At 74.7% G+C, this 13,116-nt stretch carries 12 protein-coding genes and 3 pseudogenes; 6 read left to right on the top strand and 9 right to left on the bottom strand.

Annotation, left to right across the window (positions count from 1 at the left end; all coding sequences use genetic code 11):
* Nucleotides 1–119: 119 nt before the first annotated feature.
* Entirely contained in the window at nucleotides 120–359 is a 240-nt protein-coding gene (locus tag FSW04_RS26400) for a hypothetical protein (RefSeq protein ID WP_187368955.1), read from the bottom strand.
* 29 nt (nucleotides 360–388) lie between these two features.
* Here FSW04_RS26400 and FSW04_RS26395 point away from each other — a divergent pair, with 29 nt between their 5' ends.
* From FSW04_RS26395 to FSW04_RS20505, 4 genes and pseudogenes are all read left to right on the top strand, one after another.
* Nucleotides 389–1,129, top strand: a complete 741-nt coding sequence (locus tag FSW04_RS26395; RefSeq protein WP_187368954.1) for a thiamine pyrophosphate-dependent dehydrogenase E1 component subunit alpha — start codon at nucleotides 389–391, stop codon at nucleotides 1,127–1,129.
* Complete coding sequence (locus FSW04_RS20515; RefSeq protein ID WP_146922088.1) at nucleotides 1,126–2,109, top strand: alpha-ketoacid dehydrogenase subunit beta; 984 nt, start codon at nucleotides 1,126–1,128, stop codon at nucleotides 2,107–2,109. Before FSW04_RS26395 ends, FSW04_RS20515 begins: the two co-directional genes overlap by 4 nt.
* Nucleotides 2,106–2,390: pseudogene (locus tag FSW04_RS28710) on the top strand (AMP-binding protein); the annotation flags it as partial. The gene FSW04_RS20515 and the pseudogene FSW04_RS28710, both read left to right, overlap by 4 nt.
* 113 nt (nucleotides 2,391–2,503) lie before the next feature.
* Complete coding sequence (locus FSW04_RS20505) at nucleotides 2,504–3,658, top strand: AMP-binding protein (protein ID WP_187368953.1); 1,155 nt, start codon at nucleotides 2,504–2,506, stop codon at nucleotides 3,656–3,658.
* Between the two features lie 84 nt (nucleotides 3,659–3,742).
* On the opposite strand, the gene FSW04_RS20500 is transcribed toward FSW04_RS20505, so the two are convergent.
* The 8 genes and pseudogenes from FSW04_RS20500 to FSW04_RS20470 form a co-directional block, all read right to left on the bottom strand.
* A complete protein-coding gene (locus tag FSW04_RS20500; protein WP_146922086.1) occupies nucleotides 3,743–4,759 on the bottom strand; it encodes an alcohol dehydrogenase catalytic domain-containing protein in 1,017 nt (338 codons plus the stop codon).
* Nucleotides 4,760–4,770: 11 nt separating this feature from the next.
* Entirely contained in the window at nucleotides 4,771–5,286 is a 516-nt protein-coding gene (locus FSW04_RS20495) for a type II 3-dehydroquinate dehydratase (RefSeq protein WP_228430608.1), read from the bottom strand.
* 10 nt (nucleotides 5,287–5,296) lie between these two features.
* On the bottom strand, nucleotides 5,297–6,061 hold the full coding sequence (locus FSW04_RS20490; protein ID WP_146922085.1) for an SDR family NAD(P)-dependent oxidoreductase: 765 nt from the start codon (nucleotides 6,059–6,061) through the stop codon (nucleotides 5,297–5,299).
* Nucleotides 6,062–6,164: 103 nt separating this feature from the next.
* Entirely contained in the window at nucleotides 6,165–6,608 is a 444-nt protein-coding gene (locus tag FSW04_RS20485) for a cupin domain-containing protein (protein WP_267128257.1), read from the bottom strand.
* A pseudogene (locus FSW04_RS28705) lies at nucleotides 6,609–6,842 on the bottom strand (helix-turn-helix domain-containing protein); the annotation flags it as partial.
* A 133-nt stretch (nucleotides 6,843–6,975) separates the two neighbouring features.
* A pseudogene (locus FSW04_RS27460) lies at nucleotides 6,976–8,001 on the bottom strand (CaiB/BaiF CoA transferase family protein); the annotation flags it as partial.
* A gap of 1 nt (nucleotide 8,002) precedes the next feature.
* The gene (locus tag FSW04_RS20475) at nucleotides 8,003–8,878 is read right to left on the bottom strand and encodes a cyclase family protein (RefSeq protein WP_146922082.1); all 876 of its coding nucleotides are present in this window, start codon (nucleotides 8,876–8,878) and stop codon (nucleotides 8,003–8,005) included.
* The gene (locus tag FSW04_RS20470; RefSeq protein ID WP_146922081.1) at nucleotides 8,875–9,582 is read right to left on the bottom strand and encodes a cyclase family protein; all 708 of its coding nucleotides are present in this window, start codon (nucleotides 9,580–9,582) and stop codon (nucleotides 8,875–8,877) included. The genes FSW04_RS20475 and FSW04_RS20470 overlap by 4 nt, the downstream gene beginning before the upstream one ends.
* 196 nt (nucleotides 9,583–9,778) lie before the next feature.
* On the opposite strand from FSW04_RS20470, the gene FSW04_RS20465 reads away from it, so the two are divergent.
* Together FSW04_RS20465 and FSW04_RS20460 are read left to right on the top strand one after the other, a co-directional pair.
* Nucleotides 9,779–11,377, top strand: a complete 1,599-nt coding sequence (locus tag FSW04_RS20465; RefSeq protein ID WP_146922080.1) for a class I adenylate-forming enzyme family protein — start codon at nucleotides 9,779–9,781, stop codon at nucleotides 11,375–11,377.
* Nucleotides 11,374–12,786, top strand: coding sequence for an aldehyde dehydrogenase family protein (locus tag FSW04_RS20460; protein WP_146922079.1), 1,413 nt, complete (start codon nucleotides 11,374–11,376; stop codon nucleotides 12,784–12,786). Before FSW04_RS20465 ends, FSW04_RS20460 begins: the two co-directional genes overlap by 4 nt.
* Nucleotides 12,787–13,116 lie beyond the last annotated feature (330 nt).

Genomic DNA, 13,116 nt, shown 5'->3' with positions numbered 1-13,116 from the left:
CCTGGCACGACGATCCCGGGGGCACGGAGGCCTTCCGACCGGTCGGCCCGGCCGCAGCCGGCTGGCACAAAGGAGAGTCGGTGCGCGACGCGTCCCGCGGCCCCGGCGTCTCGGGCATGCTAGGCGCCATGGCGCCCACCACCGAGACCGCCGGGGACCGGCCCACGCTCGACCTGCGGGAGGCCGCGCGGCAGATGCTCGACCTGCGCGAGCTGGACCGCGCGATGCTCGGGCTCGCCGCGGCGCGGACCGACGAGGTGCTCAACGGCACCGTGCTGCACGCCTACAGCGGCCTCGAGCCGCTGGCGGTCGGGCTCGGGATGGCCCGCCGCGAGGGCGACGTCGTGTTCGCGACCCATCGCGGCCTCTGTCACGCGCTCTGCTGGGGATGGACGCCCATCGCGCCGTGTCCGAGGTGCTCGGGCGCGTCGACGGCCCGGCGCACGGGCGCGGCGGCCACATGCACCTCGTCGACGTCGCGGCCGGGGTCGGCGGCACGAACGGCATCGTCGGGGCGGGGTTGCCGCTGGCCGTCGGCGCGGCCTACGCGCTGCACGTGCGCCGCACGGGCAACGTCGCGGTGAGCTGCTTCGGCGACGGCGCGACGAACACGGGGGCCTTCCACGAGGCGCTGAACCTGGCCGTCGTGTGGCGCCTGCCGGTCGTCTTCGTCTGCGAGGACAACGGCTTCACCGAGGCCATGACCTCGGCCGACATCACCGCGGCGACCGGCCTGGTCCAGCGCGCGGCGGCCTACACGATGCCCGCGGCCGAGGTCGACGGCGGCGACGTGGAGGCCGTGCACGCCGCGGCGCTGGAGGCGATGGCCCGCGCCCGCGCGGGGGAGGGTCCGAGCGCGATCGTCGCCCACGTCAACCGCACGCGCGGCCACTGGTCCGGCGACACGCAGCACTACCGCGACAAGGAGGACATCGCGGCGCGCGCGGCGCATGACCCGACGGAGGCCGCCATGGCGGCCGCGGGCCTGGACGACGCCGAGATCGCCGCGCTCGTGCAGGCCGCGCGCGAGCGGGCGCAGGCCATCGTGGACGCGGTCGTCGCGCTCCCGCCGCCCGACCGCGAGCTCCTGCTGGCCGACGGCGACGACGAGCGGAGCGCCGCGGCATGAGCGCCAAGTACTGGCAGGCGATCAACAAGGCGCTGCACGGCGAGATGGAGCGCGACCCCACCGTCGTGATCTTCGGCCAGAACGTGGCGGAGTCCGGCGGCACGTTCGGCTCCACACGCGGGCTGCTGGAGACCTTCGGCCCCGACCGCGTGCGCGACACGCCGATCTCCGAGCTGGCCAGCGTCGGCGCGGCGGTCGGCGCGGCCACGATGGGGCTGCGGCCCGTCATCGAGATCGTGTTCTCCGACTTCCTGCTCATCGCCGCCGACCAGCTCGTCAACCAGGCCGCCAAGCTGCGCTACTTCACCGGCGGCGCGACGCGGGTGCCGCTCGTGGTCAAGACCGGGGTCGGGATCGACGGCGGCCTCGGCGGCCAGCACTCCAACTCGTTCGAGGCGCTCTGGGCGCACATTCCCGGGTTGAAGGTCGTGTGGCCGTCGACGCCCGCCGACGCCGACGGCCTGCTGCGCGCGGCGATCCGCGACCCCGACCCGGTGATCTTCTTCGAGAGCGTCGGGCGCTACGCGGCGCGCGGGCCCGACCCCACGGGCGAGCCGGTCCCCATCGGGCTGGCGCGGACGGTGACCGAGGGCGACGACGTCACGCTGGTCACCTACGGCACAGCGGTGGACGCCGTCGCCGAGGCGGCCGCGGCGCTGGCCGAGGAGGGCGTGTCGGCCGAGGTGCTCGACCTGCGCACGATCCAGCCGTGGGACGCCGGGACCGTCATGGAGTCCGTGCGGCGCACGGGCCGCGCGATCGTGGTCCACGATGCGGTGCGCTCGTTCGGCGTGGGCGCCGAGGTCGCCGCCGAGATCTCCGAGCGCTGCTTCGACCGGCTCGCCGCGCCGGTGCTGCGGCTCGGCGCCCATCGCGTGCCGTCCCCGCAGGTGCGCCAGCTCGAGGCCGAGATCCTGCCCCGGGCCCGGGAGGTGGTCGACGCCGCCCGTGCCCTCGTGCGCCACCCCGCGCGCCCATGATCGCCGTCCCCCTGGGGGAGCGGACGGTGCCGGCGATGCTGGCCCGCAGCCAGGCGCTGGGCCCGGGCCGGCCGTTCCTGGTCACCCGCGAGCGGACGTGGAGCCACGCCGAGGCCGAGCACGAGATCGCGCACCTGGCGGGGGCGCTGGCGGCACGGGGGGTGGGCCGTGGCACGCGGGTGGCGATCCTGCTGGACCGCGGGCCCCGCTACGTGCTCGTCCTGCTGGCGCTCGCGCGGCTGGGCGCCGTCGGCGTGGCGCTGAACACCGACGCCAAGGGCCAGGTCCTCACGTACTACCTGCAGGACTCCGCGTGCGCGCTGGGGCTCGTCGACGCGACGCACGCCGGCGTCTTCGCGCAGGCCGCCGCGCAGGCGGCGGGCCCGAGGCCGTCGTGCTCGCCGACGACGGGGACTGGATCGGCCGCATCGCCTCCGCCGGGCCGCGGGAGGCGCGCGACGACGTCGAGTTCTGCGATCCGTTCGTGGTGCTCTACACGTCGGGCACGACGGGGATGCCCAAGGGCGTCCCCGTCACGCACGCGCACGCGATCACCGCCGGCGGCGTGTGGGCGGAGTTCATGGGGCTCGGCGTGCAGGACCGGCTGTACACGTGCCTGCCGTTCTTCCACATCAACGCCACCGCCTACTCGCTGTCGGGCGCGCTGGTCAGCGGCGCGGCGCTGGCCGTCGGCCCGCACTTCTCGGCTCGGGCGTTCTGGGACGACGTCGCCGCCCTCGGCGCCACGCAGATCAACGGCATGGGCAGCATGGTCAAGATCCTGCAGGGCCGCGACCCCCATCCGGCCGAGCGGGCCCACGGGGCGCGGATGATGTTCCTCGCCCCGCTGCCGCCCGACGCCGCGGAGCTGGCCGAGCGCTTCGCGCTGGAGTTCACCACCACCTACGCCCAGACGGAGTGGCTGCCGTCGTCGCTGACCCGGCCGGGCGAGGGCTACGACCGCCCGGGCGGCACCGGTCTCGTGCTCCCGTGCACCGAGGTGGCGATCGTCGGCGAGCGCGACGAGCTCCTGCCGCGCGGGACGGTCGGGGAGATCGCGCTGCGCACCCACGAGCCGTTCACGGCGTTCACGGGGTACCTGGGCAGGCCACAGGAGAGCCTGGAGGCCTTCCGCAACCTGCGCTTCCACTCCGGCGACCTCGGCGAGCTCTCCGAGGACGGCTGGCTGTACTTCCGCGGCCGGGCCAAGGACGTCATCCGCCGGCGCGGCGAGAACATCTCGGCGATGGTGCTCGAGGACCTCGTGGCCGGCCACCCGGACATCGTGGAGGTCGCGGCGGTGCCCGTGCCCTCGCAGCTCATGGAGGACGAGGTCTTCGTCTACGTCATCGTGCGCGAGGGCGCCGAGCTGGCCCCCGACGCGCTGCTGGCCTTCACCCGCGAGATCCTGCCGCGCCACATGGTCCCGATGTTCGCCGACTTCGTCGACGACCTGCCGCGGACCGCGACCAACAAGGTCGCCAAGACCGTGCTGCGCGAACGGGCCGAGCGCGCGGTGCGCGAGGGGACGGTGCGGGCGCTGGGGTAGGGGCGCCGGGGGCGCTCGCGGCGCTCGCCGATCCCCGCCGGCCCCGAAACGCCGCTCGGGCGGCGCGCCACCGCCACGCCGCCCTCACACCTCCAGCACCACCCGGCCCGTCGCCTCACCGCGCTCGATGAGCGCGTGGGCCTGCGCCGCGTCGGCCAGCGGGAAGGTGTGCGACACGTGCGGCGCGATCTCGCCCGCCGCCACCAGGCCCACGGCGTCCGAGAGCTCGGCGACCGTCGCGTGCGAGGAGCCCAGGAGCTCGAGCTCCTTGAGGATCACGAGCCCGAGGTGCAGCGCCACGGCCTCGGGGTCCACGTTGCCGACGAGCGCCACGCGCCCGCCGGCGCGCAGCGCCCGCAGCGAGCCCGCCAGCGTGGGCGCGCCGACGCACTCGACGACCGCGTCGACCCCGCCGCCGGCCGCGTCGCGGACCGCGCGGGAGAAGTCCCCGTCGTCGTTGACGATGACGGTCTCGGCGCCCGCGTCCCGCACGACCGCGGCCTTCCCGGCCCGCCGCACGACGCCGATCGCCCGTGCGCCCGTGCGGTGCGCGAGTGCGACCGCGTGCAGCCCCACGCCGCCGCCGGCGCCGGTCACCAGGACGGTGTCGCCGGCCTGCACGCCGAGCCGCCCCAGCGCGTGCAGCCCCGTGCAGATCCCGCACGGCAGCGCCGCCGCCTGGACGAACGACAGCGCGTCGGGCAGCGCCACCGTGTTGGACGGCGCGGCCCGGATGACCTCGGCGTAGCCGCCCGGCAGGTCGTCGCCGTAGAACCCGGCGCCGCGCACGCAGCGGTTCGTGGCCCCCGAGCGGCAGACCGCGCACTTCCCGCAGGACATCCGCTGGTTGAGCACCACCCGATCGCCCGGCGCGAAGCGCCCGTCCTCGTCGCCCTCCAGGACCTCGCCCGCGACCTCGTGCCCCAGCACCTGGGGCAGCGCCGTGCCCAACGCTCCGCGCCGCGCGAGCAGGTCGTGGCCGCACACGCCGCAGGCGCGCACCGACACGAGCAGCTCGCCGGCCGCGCGCTGCGGCCTCGGGGCCTCGGCGGCCACGAGCGCCGACGGCTCCCCGAAGCGCTCGAGGACGACGGCGCGCATCGCCTCCGCGCTCACTGCGTGGGGCCGTCGCCGCCGAGGAACGTCTCGTCGTCGAGCGACAGCGTGAGCGCCAGCAGCGCCCCGAGGTAGCTGTACTGGCGCATCCCCATGACCATCCCGCGGGCGCTCTTGCTGAACCGCGACTCCAGCGGCCGCGTGCCCGACACCGCCTCGAGGTGGCGGGCCAGGTTGGAGAAGTGGACCTCCACGAACGGCTTGGCCGTGTCCGACAGCGCGTGGCGCGTGGCCTCGCCGTAGGTCGTCAGCCCCGCGGGGTTGATGAGGAAGCCATCCACGCCCGCGCCGCGCGCGTGGATGAAGTCCAGGATCTCGCCCTCGTGGTTGGAGGCCATGCACTCGATCTCCACGCCGAGCTCGGCGGCGAAGCTGCGCACCAGGTCGTGGAGATCGCCGATCGAGCGGATCGGCCCGTAGAGGACCTTGTCCCGCGCCCCGAGGCTCGGCATGTTGGGTCCGTCGATCAGCGCGAACCGCCACACACGCGCGCCGTCGGGGCGCAGGCTCACGGCCGGGCCCCTAGATCGAGCGGCCGCCGTCGACGGCGAACGCGTGGCCGGTGATGAACGAGGCGTCGTCGGAGGCCAGCCACGCCGCGGCGGCCGCGGACTCCTCGGGCTGGCTCAGGCGGCCCATGGGCGTCGCCTTGGCCGTCGTGTGGTCGCCGACGCCGAACTGCTTGAGCATCGGCGTGTCGGTCGAGACCGGGCAGACCGCGTTGACGCGGATGTTGTGCTCGGCGACCTCGATGGCGATCTGCTTGGCCAGGCCGATCGCGCCGGCCTTGGCGGCGGTGTAGCCGGCCAGCTGCGGCCGCGGGCGCAGGCCGGAGACCGAGGCGGTGAAGAGCAGCACGCCCGAGCCCTGGGCCTTGAAGCGGGGGATGACCGTCTTGGCGGCGATGAAGCAGCCGGTGAGGTTGACCTCGCACTGGCGGCGGAACTCGTCGAGCTCGAGGTCCTCGACGTTGCAGGCGATCTGGGGGATGCCGGCGTTGTTGTAGTAGATGTCGAGCTTGCCGAAGCGGTCGATCGTCTCGGCCACGAGCGCCTCGACGCCGTCGGGGTCGGTGATGTCGACGGCCTTGCCGAACGCCTTGTCGCCCGCACCCTTGACGGAGGCCTGCACCGCGTCGTCGTTGAGGTCGACCGACACCACGTTGGCGCCTTCGGCCAGGAAGCGCTTCACGGCGCAGAGGCCGATGCCCGAGGCGCCACCGGTGATGATCGCCGTCTTGCCGGCCAGGCGCTGCGCCTGCCCGCCGACCGTCGTCGCGTCCGTCATGTCGCTCTCCTCGCTGGGGGCCGCAGCTGCGGCACGTTGACCCGTCTGTTTGATGAGATTGGAATAGTTGCAGCAGAAATGTATTTCGCGCGGTCCGGCACGGTCAATCGCCGCCGCCGCGCCGGCCGCGCGGCCCGACGCGGCGCTCCCCGCCGGCGAGCACGACGATCCACAGGACCCGCGCCGGCCGGTCCGAGGCGTTGACGATGCGGTGCGGGTCGCCGGAGTCGAACGCGATGTAGTCGCCCGGTCCCAGCGTCTCGGTGCCGTGGGAGAACTCGACGACGACCTCGCCCTCGATGACCACGCCGTAGTCCCGGCCCAGGTGCTTGGCCAGCGCCGGGCGCGACTGGCCGCCCGGGGCCACGAAGAGCTCGGCCACCTCGAGGTAGGGGTCGTCGAGGTGCATGAGGTATTCGCGCCGGCACAGCGGGTCCTCGATGATGTGGCGCTCGTCGCGGCGCACGACCGGGGAGGTCGACGGGCGGTCGTCATCGTCCTTGAGCAGGTCGCCGGGGCTGACGACCAGGGCGTCGGCGATGGCCACGAGCGACACGAGCGACGGGCTGGCCTCGCCGCGCTCGATCTGGCTGAGCAGGCTCGGGCTGATCTGGGCCTGCGCGGCGACCGACCGCAACGTCAGGCCGCGCTGGTGGCGCAGGGTCCGCACGCGGGTGCCCAGTCCCTGCGTGATGGCCGCGCTGGATCGCGGCGCCGGGGGGTCGGCCGCGGCAGCGGCAGCGGCGGCGGCGCGTGACGCCCGGGGGCCGGGGGGCGTCATGCCGGTACCGCCCCGACTCGCGCAGGCGTCCGAGCTCCTCCGGGCCGTAGCCCAGGGCGCCGAGCACTCGCTCGGTGTCGGCGCCCGGGGCGGGGGCGCGGTCCTGGGGCGAGAACGCCCGCAGCGCCGGAGGCAGCGGCGGCAGCGCTCGCGGCAGCGCGTCGCCCACGGCCTCGGCGAACAGCCCGCGCAGCCGCACCTGCGGGTCGTCGGGCGCCTCGGCGTGGGTGTGCACCGGCGCGGCCGGGACGTCCTGGGCCAGGAAGTCGGCCATGAGGTGGTCGCGCGGGCGGGCGGCGATCGCGTCGACCAGGCGGGCGTGGATCTCCGGCGCGCGGCCGCGCCGCTGGGCGTGGGTGGCCAGCGACGGCTCGTCCTGCCAGTCGCTCCAGCTCAGGGCCCGGCAGAGGCTGCGCCAGAACTTGTCCTCGAGCACGCCGAGGCTGACCTGCCGCCCGTCGGCGGCGGTGAAGACGCCGTAGGTCGGCTCCCCGCCCGGGAGGCGATCGCCCGCCGGACCGGCCCCGGGCGGCACCTTGGCGTGCGACCAGAAGACCGCGCTGTCGAGCATCGACACGTCGAGCTCGGCGCCCGGGCCGCCGGCGCGGCGGCGCAGCAGCGCGGCGACGACCGACAGCGCGGCCATCGTGCCCGCCGCCAGGTCGACGATCGGCATCGCGATCTCCTCGGGCCCGGATGCGCCGGCCTGCAGGCCACCGGCGATCCCGAGGTAGTTGAGGTCGTGGCCGGGGACGTCGCGGTAGGGGCCGCCGGCGCCGAAGCCCGAGATCGAGCAGTACACGAGGCCGGGGTTGACGGCCGCCAGCGCCTCGGCGCCCGCGCCCAGCCGCGCGGCCACCCCGGGCCGGAAGCCCTCGACGAGCACGTCGGCCGTGGCCGCCAGGCGTTGCAGGGCCTCCTGGGCCTCGGGGCGCTTGAGGTCGAGGACCACCGACTCCTTGCCCGCGTTGACCGCCTCGAACATCGGCGGGTCCAGCCAGCGCCCGACGTCCAGGCTCGGCGGCTCGATCTTGATGACCCGCGCCCCGAGCCCGACGAGCAGGAGCGTCGCGTACGGACCGGGCAGCTGCTGGGTGAGGTCGATGACCGTGACGCCGGCCAGGGCGCCGTCGGGGCGGGTGTCGGCCGCGGCGGACACGTCAGAGGATCGCCAGGGGGGCGACGGGGCTCGCGGTGCCCCCGCGCAGCGGCAGGGGGCTCACGACGAACAGGAACTCGTGGCGGCCGGAGGCGGCCAGCTCGTCGAGCACGACGCTCTCGATGAGCGGCACGCCGCAGTCGCGCAGCAGCACCTCGTGGACGGGGAAGCCCGCGGTGACGCCGGGCACGATCGTCTCCACGGCGTAGTTGTCGCAGCCCACCACCGCGACGTCGCGCTCGGCCAGCCAGCGTGCGGCGTCGACGTCGATGCCGGGCTCGCCGCCGAAGAAGCGCTCGCCGTCGTCGCCGCAGGCACCGAGCCAGCCCGTGCGGACCAGGACGACGTCGCCGGCGCCGAGGGCCACGCCCTGGCTCTCCGCGCAGGCCTGCAGCTCGCCCGGGCCGATCGCGCCGCCCTCGACCGCCAGCGCGTCGACGCCGCGGTGCGCGGCGACGTCGAGCAGCACGCCGCGCGCGACGATCGGGCCCAGCTTGTCGATCCCGCAGCGGCTCGCGCCGCGGCTGCGCACGGAGGACTGCGGGTGACCGTTGTAGAGCTCCTCGTCGTACCAGACGTGCACGAGCGCGTCGATGTGCGTGCCCGTGTGCATGCCCATGACCACGACGTCGTCGCTGAACCGCGAGCGCCCCATGACGCGGCCGCCGATCGCGTAGTCGCCACCGTCGCGCTCCATGTAGTGCGACAACTCGGTCCGGCCCTCGCTGACGGGCATTCCGGGGTCCAGGAGCTGGCCGAGGGACAGGACGCGGCCCGTCTGCACGAGCCCGGCCGCGGCGGCGACCATGGCGCCGGTCACCAGGTTCGGCGCACCGCGCTCGTCCTCGGGCCCCCACCGGTTCCAGTTGCCGGTCATGCCGGGGCGGGCACCACCGCGAACGGCGTCACGAGCGCGCCGTCGCCGGCCAGCGGCAGCGGCGCGGCGACCACGAGGCGCCGCGTCCCGGCGATCTGCGCCAGGCCCGGGCCCAGGTTCTCGAAGATGAGCACGTCGACGCCCAACAGCGTCTTGTGCACGGGGAAGTCGAAGTCGGGCGGGCGGTGCTGGGCCGGCATGTCCGGCGTGACGGTGTCGACGCCCAGCCCGCTGACGCCGCGCTGCAGCAGGTACTGCGCCGCGTCCAGGGTGAGGTAGGGGTGCTCGTGGAAGTCCTCGTCCAGGAAGCGCTCGGCGTAGCCGAAGTAGAGGAACACGAAGTCGCCGGGCTGCACCTCGTCCATGTGCGGCGCGAGCTCGTCGGCGGTCACCGGCACCGAGCCCTGGCGTGGGAGGTGGATCGTCACGGCCGGGCGCACGAAGCGCTCGAGGTCGAACTCGTCGACGGTCTTGCCGTCGGGGATGAAGTGGCGCGGGGCGTCGACGTGCGTGCCGAGGTGCACCGCGAGCTTGATGTGCGTGACGGCGATGTGGCAGCCGTCGGGGTAGCCCGCCGGGAAGGGGTGCTCCGTCCAGACCTCGGCCCGGCCGTGGACCTTGGAGCCCGGCATGCCGGAGAACAGGGGCTGGGTCAGGTCGACGAAGGTCGTCGTGGTCAGGTCGATGGCCGACAGGTCCTGCATCGTGCGACAACTCTCCGATCGTTGGGCTCGAGAGCGAGGTCAAGGTACAGGCGCCGGACATGGCGGATCCACCAGCCGACGCCCGCCGGCACGCCCGGCCGGCGGATTCCAGGATGACCTAGCGGTGACGCTAGTCCACCTGCGCGGTCGTTCCGACGACGTTGAAAGGCCGACAGCCGGGCCGTACATTGGCGCGATGACGACCGGGCGCCGGCCGTACAGCCGCCACCTGTCCGACCTCCTGCGGGAGCAGACCGCAGCCGCGCCGGACCGGCCCGTGGTGATCGCCGGCGATCGGACGCTGACCTACGCCGAGCTGGACGCCGTCGTCGACGGCCTGGCCGCCGGGCTGGCGGGCCTGGGCCTGGGGCCGGGCGGCACGCTGGGCCTGCTGTGCACGAACCGCTGGGAGTGGGTCGCCACCGCGCTGGCCGCGATGCGCCTCGGCGCCACCGTGGCGACGTTCAACACGTTCGCCAAGGCGTGGGACCTGGACTACATGCTCGGCCACTCCGAGGTCGAGATCCTGGTCCTGCTCGACGGCTACAAGGCCCGCGACTACCTCGAGACGCTGAGCGAGCTCGTCCCCGAGCTCGGGACGCAGGCCCTGCCGACCGAGCGCTTCCCTCGGCTGCGCGAGGTGGTGGTGATCGGCGACCGGGTGCCCGAGGGCGCGATCGGGTTCTCGTCGCTGCAGGCCGACGGCGCCCCGCCGGCTCCGCCGGTCGGCTCGGCCGCCGACGACGCGTTCGTGCTGTACACCTCGGGCTCCAGCGCACGCCCGAAGGCGGTGCCGCTCCAGCAGTACGGGGTCGTCGAGAACGGCTTCGCCATCGGCGAGCGGATGGGCCTCACCGACGCCGACCGCGTCTGGGTGTCCATCCCGCTGTTCTGGGCCTACGGGGCGACCAACGCGCTGCCCGCCACGCTGACGCACGGCGGCGCGCTCGTGCTCCAGGAGTCCTTCGAGCCCGGCGAGGCCCTGGACCTCATCGAGGCCCACGGCGCCACCGCGGCCTACACGCTGCCGAACATCACCGGCGCCCTGCTGGGCCATCCGGACTTCGCGCCGCAGCGCACGCAGACGCTGGAGCGCGGCCTGACGCTCGGCCCGCCGGCCGAGTTGCGCCGCACCGCCGAGGTGCTGGGCATCACCGCCATCTCGAACATCTACGGCGGCACGGAGACCTACGGCAACTGCTGCGTGACGCCGTCGACCTGGCCGCTGGAGCGCCGGGCCGAGTGCCAGGGCCCACCGCTGCCGGGCGTCAGCCTGCGCGTCCTCGGCGAGGACGGCTCCGAGCTGCCGCCCGGCGAGGTCGGCGAGCTGCACGTCAGGGGCTACATCACGCGCGGCTACAGGAACGACACCTCCGGCGCGGGCGCGGCCTTCGGCGAGGACGGGTGGTTCCGCACGGGCGACCTGGCGCACCTGGACGCCGAGGGCTGCGTGCACTTCGCCGCGCGCGCGACCGAGATGATCAAGACGGGCGGCATCAACGTCGCCCCGCGCGAGGTCGAGGAGTTCCTCGCGCTGCGCGATGACGTGGCCGACGTGGCCGTGATCGGGGCGCCGGACGAGCGGATGGGCGAGGTCGTCGTCGCCTTCGTGGTCCCCGTCGCGGGCACCGCCCCGACGGCCGAGGAGCTCCGGGCCTTCTGCAAGGAGCGCATCGCGATGTTCAAGGTCCCCGCGCGCGTGCACGTCGTGGGCGACCTCCCCAAGACCGATACGGGCAAGCTCGCGCGTCGCGAGCTGCTCGAGCGCGATGTCGCGCGAGAGGAGATCTCATGAGCGAGTCCACCACGTCGGCCGCGGCCGGCGGCAGCGCCGTCGCCGAGCCGGCCCCCGCGCTCGTCGCGGGACGCCGCGAGCGGGTCACCCCGGAGGTCATCGAGCGAGCCGTCGCGGGCGTCGTCACGGCGGCCGGCGCGACCCGGCGCCTGAGCCCGGCCGACCGCGCGGCGATCCTGGACCGCGTCGCGCTCGCGCTGGCGGCCGACGCCGAGCGCCTGGCCGAGGACCTCGCGCGCGAGAGCGGCTTCCTGACGCACCGCGACATGGTGCTCGAGGTCGAGCGCGCCATCGACGTGTTCACCCTGACCGCGGCCGCCACCCGCGAGGGCTTCGACGACATGGTCAACGTCGCCGCCTCGCCCCGCGGGCGCGACACGATGGCGATCGTGCGCCGGGTGCCCTACGGCCCGGTCCTGGGGATCACGGCGTTCAACGGCCCGCTGCTCATCGCCGCCCACAAGGTCGCGCCGGCCATCGCGGCCGGGGCGCCCATCATCCTCAAGCCCGCCCCGGCGGGGCCGATGGCGGGCGTGGAGTTCGGCGAGATCGTCGTCGGCGCCGGCTGGCCGGCCGACGCGCTGGCCGTGCTGCCGGTGGGCAACGAGGAGACGATGGCGCTCATCAAGGACCCGCGGCTGCCCGTGGTGAGCTTCACCGGCGGTGAGTTCGGCTGGGTCATCAAGGACGCCGTCCCGCGCAAGCACGTCCACCTCGAGCTCGGCGGCGTGGGCTCGGTCATCGTCGCGGCCGACGCCGACCTCGACGAGGTCGCCGACCACTGCGTCGCGGGCGGCTTCGTGCGCTCGGGCCAGGCCTGCATCAGCGTGCAGCGCATCTACGTGCACGCCGACGTCCACGACGCGCTCGTCGACCGCCTGGCCGAGCGGGTCGCCAAGGTGCGCGCCGGAGACCCGATGGATCCCGAGACGGCCGTGGGCCCGATGGTCACCGAGCAGGCGGCCGAGCGGGTGCAGGCGATGGTCGACGCCGCGGTGGCCCAGGGCGCCCGCGTCGTGCAGGGCGGCACGCGCGAGGGCGCGCTCGTGCAGCCGACGGTCCTGTCGGCGGCGACGGGGGAGATGGACGTGCTGCGCCGGGAGATCTTCGGCCCGGTCATCGCCGTCGCGGCCGTCGGCAGCCTCGAGGAGGCCGTCGCCGAGACCAACGCGGTCGGCGGCGCGCTGCACGTCGGGCTGTTCACCCAGGACATCGACATCGCGCTGACGCTGGCCGACCAGGTCAACGCCGGCGGCGTGATCGTCAACGGCGCCAACGCCTGGCGGATCGACAACATGCCCTACGGCGGCACGGGGACCTCGGGCTTCGGGCGCGAGGGCGTGCGCGCGATGGTCGAGGAGCTCACCGATCGCAAGGTCGTCGTGCTCCGCCACCGGCCGCGCCTGTAGGCGGGGCGCGCGTCGTCCCATGCCCGTGCCGGGCATCCCGCGGACTCGTCGTAAGCGACAGTCGGTCGTCTCTGCGACCCGCCGCCCGGAATCGATGGTACGGTCGGTACAACGCTGTCCAATGCCATTGGAAACGGTGCACGCGTGGATCCTCCGGAGAGCGCAGTTCTCGACCCGCCCATGAGCGTCCCCACCCGGCCCTGCCCGGGCCCGGGCGCCAGGCTGCGCGGGTCGCCGCCCCGGGATCGCCGCGCGAGAGGCGGCAGCGGCGGCACGGGGGTGACGCGATGAGGGTCGCACGGCGGTGGTCGGTGCCGGAGGGCGAAGGCT

Source organism: Baekduia soli, assembly GCF_007970665.1.
Lineage (GTDB): Bacteria > Actinomycetota > Thermoleophilia > Solirubrobacterales > Solirubrobacteraceae > Baekduia > Baekduia soli.
This window is presented reverse-complemented; position numbering and strand designations above follow the sequence as displayed.